Origin of the sequence: Clostridium saccharoperbutylacetonicum N1-4(HMT) (assembly GCF_000340885.1) — a bacterium.
Taxonomy (GTDB): domain Bacteria; phylum Bacillota; class Clostridia; order Clostridiales; family Clostridiaceae; genus Clostridium; species Clostridium saccharoperbutylacetonicum.
This window is the reverse complement of the sequence record NC_020291.1, coordinates 1,815,054-1,834,320: the sequence shown is the minus strand read 5'-3', so window position 1 is coordinate 1,834,320 and position 19,267 is coordinate 1,815,054. Positions and strand designations below refer to the sequence as shown.

The window sequence follows — 19,267 nt, the reverse complement described above, 5'->3', positions numbered from 1 at the left end:
AATCTATAATTTCATTAACAAATATACCAATTATTTTAACCCTTTTATTATTTTTCCAGAAAATGCAGGTACTTTAAGCATAACTTTTCCACCATTAATTATGGTCTTATTTTCATCTAATAAATCAATTCCCTGAGTAAACTTCGCTTCAAACTCCAAATTACTTTCTTTATCACTTAAATTTAAAACCACATATACTTTATCATCATCGCTTGTTCTAGTAAAAACAAATTGTTCATTCTTAACTATTACTTGCTCATAATTCCCATATTTTAATGCTTTGCTTTCAGTTCTGATTTGACCTAATTTCTTAATTAATTCAAATAATTTCTCATTTGAATCATCTATTTCTTCAAGCGTTAATTCAGGCCTCAATGGCAAGTCTGTGCCTTTTCCCTTAACTCCTTTAATACCATACTCGCTTCCATAATATACGCTTGGTACTCCTGGCATTGTATATAACAAAGTATAACAGTTATATAAATATTCAGGGAACTTTAGAGTACTTGCTAATCTATTAACATCATGATTATCTACAAAATTATACAAACATAAATTTTTGTAAATTCCACCCGCACCAAACAATCTGTTTAAAGAATGAGCAATCTCAAAATAATTTTTATCATTATGACTTGAATAAATACCTTTATAACATTCATAATTTGTCACAGAATCTAAACTTTCAGGATTTGCCCATCTAGTATAGTCTCCATGAATGACTTCACCCATAAGCCAAAAATTCTTCTTTTTAGTTTCTGTAAACTTCTTTAGAACTTTAAAGAATTCAAAATCTATACTATCTGCTGCATCTAATCTTAATCCATCTATATCAAATTCATCTATCCAGGTTTCAACCGCCTTTAATAAATGATCTAAAACTTCATTATTCTTCAAATTAAGCTTAACTAAATCATAACAGCCATTCCAACTTTGATAATTGAAATCATCACCCATAGGACTTCTACTATCAAAATTTAAATTTACAAACCAATTACAATATTTCGAGTTTCTTCCATTTGCCTGAACATCTTTAAATGCCCAAAAGTCTCTGCCTACATGGTTAAACACTCCATCTAATACAATTTTAATTTGATTTGTGTGTAGCTTATTACATAATTTTTTAAAATCTTCATTTGATCCAAGTCTTTCATCAACTTTATAATAATCCTTTGTATCATAACCATGATAAGTTGATTCAAAAATTGGCGCAAAATATACTGCATTTATACTCATTTCTTTCAAATGAGGTATCCATTCTTCAATTTTAATAAATCTATTCTTTCCTTTTTCATATACTTTTCCCGGTTCCAATACACCACAAAGACCTAACGGAAAGAATTGGAAAAACACACTTTCTCTAATCCATTCATTCATAAATTCATCCCCTTTAGTTTATATTTACATTATATCATTTTTAGTATAATATTTGCCAGTTTTCTCCGTTGAATATCATATTAAATTTTAATATCTGCTTATAATTTTTTATTTTTTCCACATACTAATTATTGAAATTAAATTAATTACGGAGGTATTAATATGACTAAAAAAACAATTTCATATATTATAATTTCTCTAATCTTCCTTAGTTGCCTAACATCTGTTTCTATTAAAGCAACGGCAACCTCATCATCTTTTTCAGATAGTTCTGATGTTATTTGGTCTACAAACAAAGCTGATGAAAATAGAAAAAGCAAAGGCTTCAATGTATTTGGCAAGGAAAATCATAAATATCTTTCCTATGACCAAAAAAAAGTATTATTAGAATTAAAGAAATGTAAAGAAAAAGGTGATACATTTTCAGAAGACCAACAAAAAACTTTAAATTCAATTACTGATTGCATTATTAAAGGAAAACTTGGTGATAAGGATTATGAAGACTTTAAATACTTAATGCAAAGAAAGAACTCAAATAAAAACTTATCCGAGGATGAAAGTAAAAGATTAAATGATTATAATGCAATCCTTGATGGAACTAAACACACAACTGAAGAAATACTTGACCAATTTTTAAGATAAATTTAATTATTTTTTGATTATTAATTTTACATATAAAATTCAACTCTAATTAGTACAAAAATGGTAGCCTATTGCTTATCCCCTAGCAATAGACTACCATTTTAAAACTATATATAAATATATAAAATAATTTATTGTAATACTAATTCTTTAATATATACATCTTTATGTTTACTTAAATCCAAAAATTCTCCGTCTTTTAATAACAGTGGTTTTGCTATTTCGTTAATATTAATTTGGAGTATTTTTGCCTTTTCTCCTGTATTTAATAATACATCTTCACCCATAAAATAATTTGTTATATGTTCCAAGAATATTTTTGAATATTCAAAATCTAATTTATTTAAACTTTTTTCTTTTATTATTTCTAAAATTTCAAATGGGCCTCTTTTATCTATGTAATTTGGATCTGAATTCATTACATCGAGTTCATCAGCAATAGCTATAATTTTTGCAAATGAATGTATTTTTTCACCAGTTATTCCTAACGGATACCCAGATCCATCTTCTCTTTCATGGTGCATAAGAACTCCGTAACTTACAGCTTTATCTAAATAGTCAATACTGTCAACATATTTATAAGCTATTTTTGCATGTTGGCATACTTCTTTATACCTGTCTTGTATTAAAATATCTTGTTTTGTATGAAACTTCTTTTCTAATTTAGTAATACCAAAATCATGTAGTAGTGCTGAATAAATTAATAAGTTAACCTTTGATTGTTCAAGACCAACCCATTTTCCTAAAAGACCACTTAATACAGCTACATTTACTCCATGTCTATATAGTGGATCATTACCGCTACCTTTAAATGCCACTGTACTTATCACTATTTCTATAGAATTCAATTCCTTTAAAATCTTTTCAGCAAATAATCTAAGCTCACTAACTTTATTTTCTTTTACTCTCCCAAACTTTTCATACAAATCTTTTAACCCATCACTTATTTCTTTAAAGGTTTCTTCTACCCTTTGCATTTCAGCTTCTTTGGTACTTTGTGCTATTACAGCTTGAGATACTTTAACTTCAATTTTTTCGAGGAAATATGCCTTCTTTAATCTTGTTATTATCTCGTCATTTACTACAGTACCTTCCTTAATTAAAAGAGCTCCATTTTTAAGCACATCTCTTGTAATAATCATTCCAGATTTCAGCTCTTGAACATTAAAATATTCCTTTTTACCGTCCATTTCTCTCCATCCCCCTAAAGTAAAACTATATAAGAACTTCTTTAATATAAAACTCCTTTTCTTTTGTTAAATCTATAAAATCGTTATCTTTTAATATTAACGGTTTTTCTAAATCATTAGGATTCATTTTTATAATTTTGCAAGTTTCATTAGTGTTTAGTAAAACTTCTTCCCCCGTATAATAGTCTACAATATGCTCTAAAAACACTTTTGTATATTCATAATCCAATTTTCCTAAACTCTCATTTTTAACTATTTGCAACGCTTCAAATGGAAGTCTCTTTTTCTTATATCCTCTATCGGAATTCATAGCATCAAATACATCAGCTATTGCAATAATTCTAGCAAATGCATGTATTGCCTCATCTTTTAACCCTAATGGATAGCCTGAACCGTCTAACCTTTCATGATGCATTAAAACTCCATATGAAACAGAAGTATCCAATTGTTTGATTTCTTTGACGAATTTATATCCTAATTGTGCATGAGTTTTTATCACATTGAATTCATTTGTAGTTAATGTTGCTTCTTTTTTTAATAATTCCCTATCTATTTTTGTTTTACCATAATCATGAAGAATGGCTGAATATACAAGAGAATTCAATTTTGCATGGTCATAACCAATCCATTTTCCAATAATAGCACTTAGTGCCGCCACATTAACTGAATGTCTATAAATAGAATCATCTCCACTCCCATAAAGTACTATATTTTTTATTACTATACTACTAGGAGTCAATTCACTTTGAATTTTTTTTGCAAACTCTCTGACTTCATGCATTGCAATTTCATCATCATTAATTAATTGTCTAAAAGTTTTTTGTAATTTAAAAGCTATTTCCTTAAATTCTTCTTGAACTCTGATATATTGCTTCTCTTTCTCATAATTAGCAACCTTCTTTTTGACACTCACCTTTTTGTCATAAACTTCCACTGTTCCAATAAAAAGAATATTCCTTATTTTCTTTATCATTTGCCCAGTTATAGGAATATCTTTTCTAAGTAGTACCTTCCCATTTTGTTGAACCTCTTTGGCAACAATCATTCCCTCTTCTAATTGACTAAAGTCTACAACTTTAGTTTTCTTCTCTTCCTTATTCTCCATATGCATCCTACCCCTAATTTATACTTTTGATAATATATTAATTTTATGCAAACTATAGTTAAGTTTACAAAAAATTTTTTCATTTTTCTACAAATAATATTAATTGAACCCACTTACTATAAAACTCGATTTAAAACCCATTTTTCAAGAATTATATACTTATTTACTTATATTATTCTATATTTTTTATCTTTTGTCAAAACAAGTTTTCTACTTTTAACAAAATTCTACATCTAAACTAAATTTAATCAGTAAACAAGAAAAGGACGAAATATTTTTATTTCATCCAAAGCTTAAAATTATTTAAATTGTATTTAAATTATTCAATTGATGATGCTTTTTTCTTACCTGTTTTAGCTTTTCCCTGTATTTCTTGAGGAACATCCATAACATCATTTTTTTTCAAATTCATCTTATGATTGCTTTCTGTTCCATGAGGGTCGCTAGGATCAGGTCTTCTCATACCTGCTTTTGCCATAATCATATCATCCTTTCTAAAATACTTTCATACTTAGTATTTTCAAAAGCTTTTTATAATATACACACATTAAAAGGGAGCAGCTTTGCTGCAATGAAGATCATTTTTAAATTTTTGACCTGTTACTTATATTTCTTTACATGATTTTTCTGCTGCTATCCAATTACTCCAAACTTCCACCTTATATCCTACTGTTGCTTCTTTACCATTCCTTACAACTGGTGTATTCATTACTTTTTGATTTTTAAATAATAATTCTGTTTTTACATCAGCACTCCTAATATTATTAAAATTTAATTTTGTATAATCCTTTGATTTATTGTTTATTAAATCATTAATGCCTACTGATTTAAGTACACTTGTAAGTTCACCTTTACTCATAGCCTTTTCATTTATATCAATCAATTGATATTTTATATTTCTTTCCTTAAAAAAACGTTCAGCCTTTTTGGTATCAAAACATTTTTTTGTTCCAAATATTTGTATATTCATAAAACTCCTCCTGCGGCAATTATCAATTTTCAATGTTCAATTGTCAACAATTTCTGAGCATCTCTTCTTCATTGGCAATTTACAATTGATAATCGACAATTAATTACTAATATTTTATCAATTCTTTATAAATTCCACCTAATTCTTGTAATCCTTCTGCCACTAATTCAGCCATTATCACTGCACCTTCATATTTTAGATGAGTATTATCCTCTAAACCTTCAATATGAGATATAAATTCACCTTTTTTAAGATGCATAAACCACTTTTTTGAATTTTCATCACCTGTTTTTTCTAATAACGCCTTACTCTTTTGACATAAATCAATCACAGGAACCTCTAATCTTTCCCCCAATATTTTCATTGCATTTGGATATTCATAATGAACTTCATCCTTAATATGCCCATCTTCAGAAAATATTCTTCTATATAATGATGTTATCAATACCGGATATGCTCCCTGTTCTCTAGCAACTTCAATATATTTAGTTAAATATTCTTGATAAGTAGAGTATGGTTCAGTATTTCTCTCTTTATCAACCTTCTGATCATTATGTCCAAATTGAATAAAAAGAAAATCTCCTTCCTCTATTTCTTTCTTTATCTTTTCTAATATTCCTTCCGCTACAAAGCTTTTGCTACTTCTTCCATTCTTAGCATAGTTATAAACTACAATGTCCTCATTTAAATATAAACCCAAAGTTTGTCCTATTCCAGTTTGCGGATATGAATCTATTTTATTTTGTGCTACAGTTGAATCTCCAGCCCAAAAAATCCTCTTAATCATTTATCTTCCTCCTAAAAAACAGCCAATAATGTATGCCTTATTATTATACTCTAATTTTTTCTATTTTCCCATATTGTCATAGTAATACCTTCATTATTCATTATCATCTTTGAATGTCTAGATTTCATAAGTCTCTCATTATTCTGAAATTCAATACTTTCCTGGGCAGAACAAAAGTGACTGCGCCACGCTCTTTCTTGATACCATTTTTTACAGCTTAGCACCCTTGTAACCATTGGTATTACTGTCTTTTAAAACAAAAGAATTTTATACTCCCCTAAAAATTTTAAAAAAGCCATACACGGGAATTCCCATATATGGCTTCTATAGATATCCAAATTAATAATTCAACTTATAAATGTAATATATATGTATTATTAAGAAATTATAATCGTAACACTACACTAGAAATCAAATACATTTTTCTGGAATCAGGCTTGGAATTAGTTATGAGTTACGTATGAAATCGCTTTAAGTATTTCGAAAATGTATAATTTAAGAAAAGCTATTAGCTTTTCTTCCTCAACTGATAACTGTTAATTGTTAACTGTAAACTGATTTAAGTCCGCTGTAATAAATATGTGTTTAATTTCGGTAAGTTCCGCATATGTCTAATTCTTGCTTTGGATATCTATATAGATATCCAAATTAATAATCAAACTTATAAATGGAATATACATACATCATTGAGAAATTATAATCGTAACACTACACTAGAAATCAGATACATTTTTCTGGAATCAGGCATGTGAAATTGAGCTGCTGATAGTTCTTAATGGGGGCTTGTTTCATTTCAGCTTGTCCAGATTTTACATCTGGAACACGCTGAAATGATGGCAAGCCCACATTTAGAACATTCCAGTGAAAATTTCACTAGTCCTGTGGAAGACAAATGTATTGGATTTCGGTAATTTTCGCGTAAGTCTAATTCTTACGTTGTGTATCTATATGAATAACTTTAACTTACTATATATCTCTTAAATTTTTAGATTAATTACTTAATCTTTTGAGCTTCTTTATCATTATATGTTTTTAATGCATTAATTCTATCTTGAATTTTTTCAGCATCAGTTTTCTTAAAATTATAACCAAAAGTTGCGTTATCCCAATCACCATAAGTTGCGTTAGGAAGAATGATATATTCTGTTCCAAACTTATCAATATTTTTTTCAACGATATCTTTTCTTGCATCATTTAATTTATTATAAAAATCTGCTGGGAAATCCCCTAAGTTATCGCCTACATACATAACTATATTATTATCCTTTGCAACTGCATCTACTCTTGCTTGCTTAGATGAACTATCTGTTTTAACTAAAACGTGAGCCTTATCTGCATGAGGTAATCCTAATTTCTTTAAATTATTTATTGTAGCATCTTGTTCTGTAACACTTCTATTACTAATATAATATACTTGCATACCTAAAGTATTTGCTGTATCTAAAAATTTATCTGCACCTGGGATAACTGTAGCCTTTTCTTTTAATACCCAAGCATGCCATCTGTCTGATCTATATGGTTTTCCATCAAGAAAATCTCCGATTTCACTACCATAGTTGTTAAGTACTGTTTCATCAAGATCTAGTACTACTGCCATTGGTTTAGTCTTTTTATAATTTTTAGCTATGTCTTTAATTTTTTCTGTAGCCATATTATATGTTTGATATTGAAGTGCTTCAACTTCACCACTAACATATTGGTATTGAAGTGCAGATGCTGTTCCATCCATGTATTTTGCTGTTTCTGCAGCTGGAACACCTTGCCCCATAAGCATTCCACAAATACCTAATCCTAAAAATAAACTCATGACTTTTCTTTTTTTCATATTACCTTCTCCTCCCAAATTTTAATTTAAATTTTATTTATATAATCAAAAAGATCCTTGTTTCAAATCATATATAGCAAATAACTTTAAAATTATGAGTATATTATCATCCAAACAAGAATCTCCATTGATTCATTTATTACTTATCTAATTGTACTATTGTATCAAGAGCAACTTCCATCATATTTGTAAATGTTAATTGTCTCTCTTCTGCACTTGTCACTTCACCAGTTACAAAGTGATCACTTACTGTAAGCAATGCTAATGCATTTACTCCAAACTTAGCTGCAATTGTATATAATGCAGCAGCTTCCATTTCTACTCCTAAGCATCCAAACTTAGCCCATTTCTTCCAATCTTCATTATCATCTCCATAGAATACATCAGAGCTATAAATGCTTCCTACCTTAGGATCTAGTCCTTTTTCAACTGCAATATCATAAGCTGGCTTTAATAATTCAAAGCTAGCTGTTGGTGCAAATGTTCTTCCTTGGAATCTTACTAAATTTAAATTTGAATCTGTTGAAGCTGACATTGCAATGATAAGATCTCTTATTTTAACTTTTTCACTATATCCACCACAAGTACCAACTCTTATAAGATTTTTAACTCCATAGCTTTGAACCAATTCATTAGCATAGATAGAAATTGATGGTATACCCATTCCAGTTCCTTGAACAGAAATTCTTTTTCCTTTATATGTTCCTGTAAATCCATACATTCCTCTAACTTCGTTGTAGCATACTGCATCTTCTAAAAAAGTTTCAGCAATAAACTTTGCTCTTAAAGGATCTCCTGGTAATAATACACTTTCTGCAATAGCACCTTCTGGTGCATTAATATGAACGCTCATTTCGTTACCTCCAAAAAATTATTCAGTTTACAGTTAAGGATAAAATTTCTTTCAGAAATTTTTATATTATACTCAAATTACGCAGTAATTTGTACCTAAACTGTAAACTGTGAACTATTATTATTTACCTAATGCATCTTTTTTGAATGCTCCTGGTAAAATTTCTTTCATTTCTTTTTCTATATAATCATTTTCACTTTTAGCTAAAATTACTTTAATATCTTCATCCCCAAATTCAGCAATTACTTGACGACAAATTCCACAAGGATATGTGTATTCTTCTAAACTTCCTACTATAGCTATTGCTTTTATTTTTGATTCCCCTTCTGATATTCCTTTAAATATACCAGTTCTTTCAGCACAATTTGTAGCTCCAAAAGATGCATTTTCTATATTACATCCTCCATAGATTTCCCCGCTTTCAAAAAGTACCGCTGCTCCAACTTTAAAATCAGAATATGGTGAATATGCCCTATTTCTATAATCTAAAGCTACTTTTATAAGTTTTTTATAATCCATGAAGATTTCCTCCTTTTATGATTCAGAATATACATATCCATTTACAAAATGAACTATATCCGGATTCAAAGCATATAAATTCTAATGAAACCGCTTCCTTATTTTCGCTTATTATTTGAAAACCATTGATTATATCTTATTTTGCTTTCTTTGTTAGAATCTTATTATTTACTTTCTTTAACTATTGCAATACTAGCACTTGCACCAATTCTGCTTGCACCTGAATTTATCATATCCATAGCTGTCTTAAAGTCTCTAATTCCACCTGATGCTTTTACTCCTAATTCTGGTCCTACAGTTTTTCTCATAAGAGCAATATCTTCTTTTGTAGCTCCGCCAGTTGAAAATCCTGTTGAAGTTTTAACAAAATCAGCTTTAGCTTCCTTAGAAATCTCACAAGCCTTAACTTTTTCTTCATCAGTTAATAAACATGTTTCAATAATAACTTTAACAATTGCTTTTCCTTTAGCTGCATTTACTACTGCTTCTATATCTTCTTTAAGAAGTTCATAATTTTTAGCTTTTAATGCACCAACATTAATAACCATATCTATTTCGTTAGCACCATTTTCAATTGCTTGAGCAGTTTCAAAAGCCTTAGCTTCCTTAGTCATAGCACCTAATGGAAAACCTACTACTACACAAGTTTTAACATCACTTCCTTTAAGTTCAGTACTTACTAATTTTGCATAGCATGCATTCACACAAACAGATGCAAATCCATATTCCTTTGCTTCTACACAAAGTTTCTTTACGTCTTCTACTGTTGCCTCTGCCTTTAAAATTGTATGGTCAATATATTTTGCTATATCCATTTTCTATCTCTCCTTAATCTATTTTATTTCAGTTCACAATTTACAATTTACAGTTTACAGTTTTGGTTGAAATCCCTTACGGGATTTCTTTAAATAAGAAAAGCTGAAAGCTTTTCCTCCTTAACTGTAAACTGTGCACTGTACACTGTAAACGGCCTAACGCTTTCCTTTATCAAATGGTTCTCCTTCAGCCTTTGGTGCTCTAGATGATTTAGAGAATACTACAAGAGCAAGTAAAGTAGCTGCATAAGGGAATACCTTTAATATAACTAATGGAATTGAACCAAGTGCCGGAATAACTTGAGATACATTTGCAATTGTTGTTGCAAATCCAAAGAAAGCTGTAGCTGCAAGAATTCCAAGTGGTTTCCATTGTCCAAATATCAATGCTGCCAATGCTAGGAATCCTAAGCCTGAAACACTTCCATTAAATTCTCCTGAGAAAGTTACAAGCATTACTGCACCAGCAAAAGATGATAAGCCTCCTGAAAGTAAAACACCTATATAACGCATTTTATAAACATTGATACCTGCTGCATCAGAGGCTTGTGGATGCTCACCACATGATCTTAATCTTAAACCAAATCTTGTTTTATATATTAAGAAAGCACTTAAAAATAATATTCCTAAAGAAACCCATGTTGTTATATATGTCTTTTTAAATAATAGATCTCCTATTATCGGAATTTGTGATAAACCCGGTATATCCATTGGATAAAATCCATTTGTTATTCTAATACGTCCGCTTCCTGTAATAGTTCTTGCTAAAAAGATTGTTACAGCTCCTGCCATCATATTAATAGCCGTACCACTTATTGTTTGGTCTGCATTTAAATTAATACTTGCAAAGGCATGTAAAAGTGAAAATAACATACCAACTATTATAGAAACTACTAAACCTATCCAAATGGCAGTAGTACTACCTGCGCCCATAGATTCTTGTAATTTAGATATTGTTAAAGCCCCTGCGAAGGAACCAACAATCATAAAACCATCAAGTCCTATATTAATTACACCACTACGTTCACAATATAGTGCTCCTAGGGCAGTCATAAGTAGAGGAATTGTATATGCAACAGCATATGGAAAAATTTGTTGTAGTATTGCCCACATATTATTTCTCCTCCTTGTTATCTATATCTTCAGTTTCCTTTGGTTCTTCTATATTGTTTTGTCCTGATTCTATATTGTCTTTCTCTAATTCTTTATTCTCTTCTTTATTTTCATCATGATTTTCTTCAGGCTGCATATTACTGCTAACAGCATTATTTTCAGCCACTTTTGCTTGTGCCATAGCTTTTCTATGTTTAATTGCATTTACTATCATTGGTACTGCTGCACTTATAGCTGCAAAGTATATTATAGTTGCAATTATTGTGTCTGCTATTTCTGGTGGAATATTTGTATTTGCATTCATAAATCCTTTTCCAGAGTATAATACCCCAAAGAATAAAGCTGATATTAATATTCCAACCGGATTGTTTGCACCTAATAAAGATACTGCTATTCCATCAAAACCTTGAGATGGCATTACACCAATTTGCATATTTGATGCATTTCCTACATATTGAGCTACACCTGCAAGCCCTGAAAGAGCCCCAGCTATCATCATAGACACAACTATATTTCTATTTACCGACATACCTGCATATTCTGCTGCACTCTTATTAAAACCAACAGCTTTTAATTCATAACCTAAAACTGTTTTATTTAATATGAAAGCTATAACTATAACAGCTATTACAGCTATAAATATTCCTAAATTAATATAAGAACCTGAAAATAAGTCTGTAAGCCATTTTGTCTTTAAGGAAGCTGCTTCCACAATACTCTTAGATTCTGTTTCAGTTGAACCTTTAAAGTAAGCTGGTATAGCATAATAAACTATCCAATAACAAATCCAGTTCATCATAATTGCTGATACTACTTCATTAACATTAAATTTAGCTTTTAATATTCCTGGTACAAAAGCCCATAAAGCTCCTGCTATAGCTCCTGCTACTATCATAACAAGTAATAATATAACTCTTGGAAGCACTGCTCCATAAGTTAATCCAATTACAGTTGCACAAAATCCACCAAAAAGCATTTGTCCTGGTGTACCAATATTGAAAAGACCAGTCTTAAAGGCAAATCCAACAGAAAGTCCTGTAAGTATTAATGGTGTTGCTGTAGCTAAGGTATCACCAAATCTTTTAAAATTTATAAGTGCGCCTTTATAAAGATACATATAGCCTTCTGCTGGGTTATCTCCAATAATAAACATTAAGATTGCACCTGCTATTAATCCTAATACAACTGCAAGTATAGAATTCAACGCTTCTTTCTTACTCATCTGACTTTCCTCCTTTTTGAATTCCAGCCATCATCAGACCGATTTCATTTTCATTTGTTTCTGAAGCATTAACTATTCCTATTAATTCTCCACTATTAATTATTGCAATTCTATCTGATAAATTCATAATTTCGCTAAGTTCTAGGGATACAAGCAGTACTGCTTTTCCTTGATCTCTTTGTTCTACAAGTCTTTTGTGGATATATTCTATAGATCCTACATCAAGACCTCTTGTTGGTTGAACAGCTATTAATAAATCTGGGTTTAATTCTACTTCACGCCCAATTATAGCCTTTTGCTGATTACCACCTGACATTGTTCTAGCAAAAGATTTTCCACCTTCTCCTGATCTAACATCAAATTCCTTTATGATTTTTTCAGCATAATCGTGTATAGCACCCTTATTTAATAAGCCATGCTTTGAAAATGGTTCTTTATTGTAAATTTCTAAAACCATATTATTTTCAATTGTATAGTCTAATACTAAGCCTCTTTTTTGACGATCTTCTGGTATATGAGCAATTCCGCTTCTTATACGCTTACGTATTGACATATTTGTTATATCTTCATTTTTAAAATAAACTTTTCCTGATTTTACTGTTCTCATTCCTGTTATTGCTTCAACTAGTTCGGACTGTCCATTTCCTTCTACTCCTGCAATTCCAAGGATTTCTCCAGCTTTAACTTCTACGGAAAAATTATTAACTCCTAGAACCTTCTTATTATTTAAAACAGAAAGATTCTCAACCTTTAAAACTACTTCACCTGGTTCTTTAGGTTTTTTATCAACTTTAAAGCTAACAGGTCTACCAACCATCATTTCAGCCATTTTTTCTTGTGAAGTTCCCTTAACATCTACACTTCCTATATATTTTCCACGTCTAATTACTGTACAAGTATCTGCAACAGCTTTAATTTCTTTAAGCTTATGAGTAATTAAGATAATTGATTTACCTTCTCTAATAAGATTTTTCATTATTTTCATTAGTTCTTCAATTTCTTGTGGTGTAAGTACTGCTGTAGGTTCATCAAAAATTAACACCTCAGCATCTCTGTAAAGCATCTTTAAAATTTCAACTCTTTGCTGCATTCCAACTGATATATCTTCTATTTTTTCATATGGATCAACTTTTAATTCGTATTTTTTAGATAACTCTTCTATCTTTTTAGCTGCACTTTTAATGTCTACTACTAAGCCTTTTTTAGGTTCGCAGCCTAGAATTATATTCTCAGTAACAGTAAAATTTTCAACTAGTTTAAAATGTTGGTGAACCATTCCTATTCCTAAATCATTTGCTACATTAGGATTTGATATTTTTACTTCTTTTCCTCTTACTTTTATACTTCCCACTTCTGGCTGATACATTCCAAAAAGCACTGACATTAATGTCGACTTACCAGCTCCATTTTCACCAAGTAACGCGTGAATCTCACCCTTTTTCAATCTAAGAGTAATATTATCATTAGCTACTATTCCTGGGAATTCTTTTCGAATATTTAGCATTTCAACTACATATTCCATTAATAGACTCCTCCTTATTTCGATCATAATTTGTTATTTGCATTATGCTCTATATATACAATGAAGGATGGAATTTCTATCAGTTTTAAATCAATTAAGACTATAGAACTGCAGAAATACATCCTTCACTAATATCACTTCATCCTAATTACGTTGTTTTAGGAATTTATTCTATATTATTTAATTAATGATCCATCATTTTTGTCATTTACTTTAACTGATCCATCTTTAAGTTTTGCAATTACATCATTAACTGTTTTCATTGTATCATCAGTTAAATTTGGATTCTTTTCTGGAATACCAACTGCATCCTTAGTGATATCAAAAGTTAATGTTTGACCACCTGGGAACTTACCATCTTTTAATTGTTTAACCATGTCGTAACTTGCTGCTTCAACTTTCTTAATAGCTGAAGTAAGCACGATTGACTTACCATCTGCTCCAACACCATCTTGATATTGGTCTCTATCAACACCAATCATCCAAACTGGCTTACCAGCTGCTGCTCTTGCTTTAGCTTCTGTTATAACACCATTTCCAACTCCACCAGCTGCACAGAATACTGCTTTTACGCCTCTGTCATACATTTGAGCTGCAAGTTGTTGTCCTGCTGCTGAATCGTTGAATGTACCTTGATATACTACATTTTCTGCTTTTAATGTCATTTTAGTTCCTAAATTCTTGTTTGCATAAGCAACACCTTGTTGGAATCCCCAGTTGAACTTTTGAACAGCAGGAATTTCCATACCACCAATAAATCCTAGGTCTCCTTCTTTAAGTTGAACTGATGCTGCAACACCTGCAATAAATCCTGCTTGATGTTCTGCAAATAATATAGATACTGCATTGTCTCCTACTTTGTAGTTTGCTTTTGGAGTAGCTCCATCATTTGGAGTACCATCAATTAATACAAAGTGTGCATCCTTATATTGATCTTGAGCTTTGAAAATAGCTGTTTCAAATTTAAATCCTGGAGTAGCTATAAACTTGAATCCAGAGTCATAAAGATCCCCAATGTTCTTTAAGTAGTCTGCTTCAGTTTCTCCACTTGGTTTAACATATTTTGTTTCAGTTCCAAAATCTTTTTCAGTCTTCTTTAATCCTTCCCAAGTACCTTGGTTGAATGACTTATCGTCGATTGTTCCTGAGTCAGTTACCATACCTACTTTTAATTTTTCTTCAGTCTTACCAGCTTTGTCACCAGCACCTGATGAACTTCCACATCCAGCAAATAAAGCCATTGATATTGCTGAAACTGCAATTAATGATAATAATCTTTTTTTCATTAATCTTCCTCCTAATTAAATAATTAATATTTAAGATCATGAAAATTTCATGATTTAAATTACAAATGTTAACTATTGTTAATCTAACTATAATTATGTATAATATGTAACTTGATTTTTATGCCTACAAATAAAGATTATACCCCGTTGTAGAATCTTATTTACAGCTTCTTTTCTGACCCTCGAATTATTATTTGAGGTGAAATAATCATCCTTCTTATGTCTGTCATTTCTGCATCGCTAAAAATCTGACTGAGCATCTCCATTGCTGCTCTTCCTAGCTCAAGCGGACTATCTTCCATATATGTGATATTTATTCCTACAATGTCTAATAAGTCAATTTTGTTGAAACCCACTATGGCTAAATCCTTAGGAATATCCTTATGTTCCTCTTTTAATGCTTTTATTACTCCCATTGTCATCATATTACTACAAACAAATAGTGCTGTAGGAGGATCGTCTTCACAAAGCATTTTCTTTGTTAATTCATATGCTTTTTCCAGTTTAAACTCTCCATGATATATGTAATTTTTATTCAATTTTATATTATTATCAAATAGTGCTTTTTTATACCCTTCCAACATATCAGTTGTGGGTTCAGAACTTAATAATCCAGTCATAATTCCAATTTTATTATGGCCTTCTTTAATCAACAAATTCGTTGCATCATATCCACCTTTAATATTATCTACAAAAACTCCATTTAACTGAGTAAATTTAATATCTGCAGAAACTAATATTATTGGAACATTAAGTGAAGTTATTGTTTTTAAATACGTTTCATTAAATTTTTCTTCTCCAAAACCTGGAGTCATAATAATCCCTTTAATTCTTTGCTCTTTTAATAAATTAATGGCTCTTATTTCTTTTTCTAGATAATTATCTGTATTAAATAAAATTATATTCAAATTACTTTTTTCGGCAATTTCACTTACACCTTTTATAATTTCACCAAAATATGTATTAGTTATGTCTGGTACAATAATTCCTATTGTATTTGTTTCACTTTTTGACAAACTCCTTGCTATTGCACTTGGTGTATAGTTCATTTCCTTAATTGCCGTTAATATTCTTTGTTTTGTATCTTCTTTTACATAACCCGAACTATTTAAAACTCTTGAAACCGTTGCTGGAGATACTTTTGCTCTCCTGGCAATATCACTTATTGTTGCTGACATAATTCCACCCCGATCCAAGAATTGTATATGGTATCGCTACCACATATATGATAATATATTAAGAATATCATGTCAATATTCTTAATATATTATTGCTTTTATGACAATAAATTGTTATTTTTATAGCTAAAGCCAGATTACACCTTGCTTAAATTAGTTTTATTGTCACTTTCAAAACTAATTTGATGATTAATTTTACATAAAAAAATCCAAAATATAATTTTCTTACAACATTTTTTGAACTTACTTTCGTTTTATTTTATTAACAAATCTTTCTATTCTTTTTAACGCTTCAGTAATATCCTCCATAGATGATGCATAACAAACTCTGATAAAGCCTTCTCCACAATCACCAAAAGCATTTCCTGGTACAACCAAAACTTTTTCATTTATAAGTAACTGCTCACAAAATTCATCTGAAGTTATGCCAGTAGACTTAATACTTGGAAATATATAAAATGCTCCAAGAGGTTCAAAGCAGTCTAGCCCTATTTTCCTAAAGCCATTTAAAAGCACTCTTCTTCTTCTGTTATATTCCTTACACATTTCTTCAACATTTTTATCACCACTTTTTAATGCTTCAATAGCTGCATACTGTGCTGTTGTTGGAGAACACATAAGTGCATATTGATGAATTTTTTTCATAGCCTCGATTAAAACTGGATGCCCACAAATATATCCAAGTCTCCAGCCTGTCATTGCATAAGATTTAGAAAACCCGTTTATCACTAAAGTCTTTTCTTTCATTTCTGGAAAAGATGCTATTGAGACATGCTTTTCTCCATAACAAAGTTCTGAATATATTTCATCTGAAATTGCTATAATATCTTTATCCTTTAAAACTTCTACAATTTTAGCTAATTCATCTCTTGTCATTATTGCACCTGTCGGATTATTAGGGAAAGGAATTATAACAACTTTAGTTTTAGGAGTAATAGCTTTTTCTAATGCCTCTGCTGTAAGTTTAAACTCATCTTCTGCTTTAAGATCAAGTACCTTTGCAGTTGCTCCAGTAAAAGCTGTACATCCTTTATAAGCTACAAAGCTTGGTTCTGGAACTATAACTTCATCTCCTGGTCCAACTAAAGCTCTAAGTGCTATATCAATACCCTCACTACCTCCAACGGTAACTATTATTTCATCTACTGGATTATAATTTAAACTAAATCTTCTATGAAGATATTTTGCTATTTCAGTACGAAGTTCAATAAATCCAGCATTTGAAGAATAATGTGTATGCCCTTGTTCCAAGGAATAAATCCCAGCTTCTCTAACATTCCAAGGAGTAACAAAGTCTGGCTCCCCCACCCCAAGTGATATTACATCCTCCATTTCATTTATAATATCAAAATATTTTCTTATGCCTGAAGGAGGCATATTTTTAACATTATCTAAAATCATATCTTCTAGAATCATATGAATATTGCCTCCCTATCATCTAGTTTCTTTTCTTTAAATATTGTTCCATGATCTTTATATTTTTTTAGCACAAAGTGAGTAGCTGTACTTAATACATATTGCTGAACTGCAAGCTTTTCAGAAACAAATAGTGCCACTTGCTTCATAGTCTTCCCTTCAACTATAACGGTTAAATCAAAACCTCCAGACATTAAATAACATGCTTTAACCTCTGAAAATTTATAAATTCTTTCTGCCACTTTATCAAAGCCTTCTCCTCTTTGAGGTGTTATTTTAACTTCAATTAGCGCTGTAACTGTTTCACTACCTGTATTTTCCCAATTTATAAGAGTTGTATACCCAGCTATTATGCTTTTTTCTTCATAATCTCTGATTGCTTCTCTAACTTCTTCAACTGTTTTTCCTGCCATCACAGCAATTTCTTCATCACTATAACGACTATTCTTTTCTAGAATTTCAAGTATTTCTTCCATTTAAAATAACCTCCTTAAAATATAAAAAAATCGCAGGCGACTGTGGAGCCGGAGATTTTTTTTACGCATCTGCCTTTTCGAACGCATGTGAGAAAAATATGCACCTTAGAAAGAGCAGCTATGCTGCATATAAGAACATTTTATGCAGGCGAATAAGATTTATTTTTTATTCTTTTTGACACACAAAACCTACTTAATTGGCCTTTTCAATAAGTTATCCACAGATTTAACTTTATTATAAACTCCTAAAGAATAAAAAAATCCTTCATCCCAAAAAAGGGACGAAGGAACTACTTCGCGGTACCACCCTAATAAACAATATAAATATTGTTCACTCAGTTAGAGTATATTTTCATACTCCGCCTCTATAACGTGAGGAATACGTTATAACCTAATTAAAAATTATCGTATGTTACAATTTTTATTTTTCAGTTATAAAATTCAAAGGCTGCTTCTATAAAGTTTGCTTACTAGATTACACCAACCTCTAGCTCTCTTAAAAACTCACTCCATATACTATTCCTTATCACCATTTTTAATTATATTAAATAGTAATTAATTTAATGTACATTATTAATTATTTTTTAAAGAAATAAAGAAAATATAATTTTCAAATCATTCCTTCAATTAAAGCTTTTTTTACATTATACTAGTAAAAGTATAAAAAATTCAATAGAATTTAAATATTTTTATTAAATTATTATTTTTACAATTAAAAAGAACCACATTTCTATGGTTCTTTAATAAACAAACAACTTTATACTTATTAATTATCTTCTAGCTTGATCTTTTTTAGCTCTTCTACACTCAGCACATCGAACAGGCTCATTTTCAAATCCTTTTTCCTTATAAAATTCTTGTTCTCCTACAGTAAAAGTAAATTCTTTTCCGCAGTCTTTGCATATTAAATGTTTATCTTCCATTAAAATGTCCCATTGTTAAAGTTAAATAATAACTTTACAATAGTTCACCTC

20 protein-coding genes and 1 other annotated feature are annotated in these 19,267 nt (G+C 30.3%); of the genes, 1 reads left to right on the top strand and 19 read right to left on the bottom strand.

Annotated elements, in window-relative coordinates; translation table 11 throughout:
- Positions 1–30 precede the first annotated feature (30 nt).
- Positions 31–1,374, bottom strand: a complete 1,344-nt coding sequence (locus CSPA_RS08120; protein WP_015391750.1) for an alpha-amylase family glycosyl hydrolase — start codon at positions 1,372–1,374, stop codon at positions 31–33.
- A 162-nt stretch (positions 1,375–1,536) separates the two neighbouring features.
- Between CSPA_RS08120 and CSPA_RS08115 the strand changes: the two genes are divergently transcribed.
- Positions 1,537–2,016 carry a hypothetical protein gene (locus CSPA_RS08115; RefSeq protein WP_015391749.1) on the top strand — a complete coding sequence of 160 codons (480 nt, stop codon included), beginning with the start codon at positions 1,537–1,539 and terminating at the stop codon, positions 2,014–2,016.
- Positions 2,017–2,147: 131 nt separating this feature from the next.
- Here CSPA_RS08115 and CSPA_RS08110 read toward each other — a convergent pair whose 3' ends face one another.
- From CSPA_RS08110 to CSPA_RS08030, 18 genes are all read right to left on the bottom strand, one after another.
- Positions 2,148–3,206: an HD-GYP domain-containing protein gene (locus CSPA_RS08110; RefSeq protein WP_015391748.1), complete on the bottom strand. Its 1,059-nt coding sequence runs from the start codon at positions 3,204–3,206 to the stop codon at positions 2,148–2,150.
- A 25-nt stretch (positions 3,207–3,231) separates the two neighbouring features.
- A complete protein-coding gene (locus tag CSPA_RS08105; RefSeq protein WP_015391747.1) occupies positions 3,232–4,311 on the bottom strand; it encodes an HD-GYP domain-containing protein in 1,080 nt (359 codons plus the stop codon).
- Positions 4,312–4,630: 319 nt separating this feature from the next.
- The gene (locus CSPA_RS30020; RefSeq protein ID WP_015391746.1) at positions 4,631–4,789 is read right to left on the bottom strand and encodes a hypothetical protein; all 159 of its coding nucleotides are present in this window, start codon (positions 4,787–4,789) and stop codon (positions 4,631–4,633) included.
- 126 nt (positions 4,790–4,915) lie between these two features.
- On the bottom strand, positions 4,916–5,281 hold the full coding sequence (locus CSPA_RS08100) for an arsenate reductase family protein (RefSeq protein WP_015391745.1): 366 nt from the start codon (positions 5,279–5,281) through the stop codon (positions 4,916–4,918).
- A gap of 106 nt (positions 5,282–5,387) precedes the next feature.
- Positions 5,388–6,068 carry a rhamnogalacturonan acetylesterase gene (locus CSPA_RS08095; RefSeq protein ID WP_015391744.1) on the bottom strand — a complete coding sequence of 227 codons (681 nt, stop codon included), beginning with the start codon at positions 6,066–6,068 and terminating at the stop codon, positions 5,388–5,390.
- Positions 6,069–6,118: 50 nt separating this feature from the next.
- Positions 6,119–6,304: a hypothetical protein gene (locus CSPA_RS29695; protein WP_017810763.1), complete on the bottom strand. Its 186-nt coding sequence runs from the start codon at positions 6,302–6,304 to the stop codon at positions 6,119–6,121.
- 758 nt (positions 6,305–7,062) lie between these two features.
- Positions 7,063–7,893 carry a 5'-nucleotidase, lipoprotein e(P4) family gene (locus tag CSPA_RS08085; RefSeq protein ID WP_015391743.1) on the bottom strand — a complete coding sequence of 277 codons (831 nt, stop codon included), beginning with the start codon at positions 7,891–7,893 and terminating at the stop codon, positions 7,063–7,065.
- A 139-nt stretch (positions 7,894–8,032) separates the two neighbouring features.
- Entirely contained in the window at positions 8,033–8,746 is a 714-nt protein-coding gene (gene deoD / locus CSPA_RS08080) for a purine-nucleoside phosphorylase (RefSeq protein WP_015391742.1), read from the bottom strand.
- 120 nt (positions 8,747–8,866) lie between these two features.
- Positions 8,867–9,265: a cytidine deaminase gene (locus tag CSPA_RS08075; RefSeq protein WP_015391741.1), complete on the bottom strand. Its 399-nt coding sequence runs from the start codon at positions 9,263–9,265 to the stop codon at positions 8,867–8,869.
- Positions 9,266–9,429: 164 nt separating this feature from the next.
- Complete coding sequence (gene deoC / locus CSPA_RS08070) at positions 9,430–10,080, bottom strand: deoxyribose-phosphate aldolase (protein WP_015391740.1); 651 nt, start codon at positions 10,078–10,080, stop codon at positions 9,430–9,432.
- 156 nt (positions 10,081–10,236) lie between these two features.
- A complete protein-coding gene (locus CSPA_RS08065; protein WP_015391739.1) occupies positions 10,237–11,193 on the bottom strand; it encodes an ABC transporter permease in 957 nt (318 codons plus the stop codon).
- A 1-nt stretch (position 11,194) separates the two neighbouring features.
- Positions 11,195–12,415, bottom strand: a complete 1,221-nt coding sequence (locus tag CSPA_RS08060; protein ID WP_015391738.1) for an ABC transporter permease — start codon at positions 12,413–12,415, stop codon at positions 11,195–11,197.
- Positions 12,408–13,937 (bottom strand): ABC transporter ATP-binding protein, encoded by a 1,530-nt coding sequence (locus CSPA_RS08055; protein ID WP_015391737.1) that lies wholly within the window; start codon positions 13,935–13,937, stop codon positions 12,408–12,410. Before CSPA_RS08055 ends, CSPA_RS08060 begins: the two co-directional genes overlap by 8 nt.
- Positions 13,938–14,113: 176 nt before the next feature.
- Positions 14,114–15,223 (bottom strand): BMP family lipoprotein, encoded by a 1,110-nt coding sequence (locus CSPA_RS08050; protein ID WP_015391736.1) that lies wholly within the window; start codon positions 15,221–15,223, stop codon positions 14,114–14,116.
- A 161-nt stretch (positions 15,224–15,384) separates the two neighbouring features.
- The gene (locus CSPA_RS08045) at positions 15,385–16,401 is read right to left on the bottom strand and encodes a LacI family DNA-binding transcriptional regulator (RefSeq protein WP_015391735.1); all 1,017 of its coding nucleotides are present in this window, start codon (positions 16,399–16,401) and stop codon (positions 15,385–15,387) included.
- Positions 16,402–16,644: 243 nt separating this feature from the next.
- Entirely contained in the window at positions 16,645–17,817 is a 1,173-nt protein-coding gene (locus CSPA_RS08040; protein WP_015391734.1) for an aminotransferase class I/II-fold pyridoxal phosphate-dependent enzyme, read from the bottom strand.
- Positions 17,814–18,293, bottom strand: a complete 480-nt coding sequence (locus tag CSPA_RS08035) for an Lrp/AsnC family transcriptional regulator (RefSeq protein ID WP_015391733.1) — start codon at positions 18,291–18,293, stop codon at positions 17,814–17,816. Before CSPA_RS08035 ends, CSPA_RS08040 begins: the two co-directional genes overlap by 4 nt.
- 274 nt (positions 18,294–18,567) lie before the next feature.
- Positions 18,568–18,832: a binding site (T-box leader), on the bottom strand.
- A 231-nt stretch (positions 18,833–19,063) separates the two neighbouring features.
- Complete coding sequence (locus CSPA_RS08030; RefSeq protein ID WP_015391732.1) at positions 19,064–19,216, bottom strand: zinc-ribbon domain-containing protein; 153 nt, start codon at positions 19,214–19,216, stop codon at positions 19,064–19,066.
- Positions 19,217–19,267 lie beyond the last annotated feature (51 nt).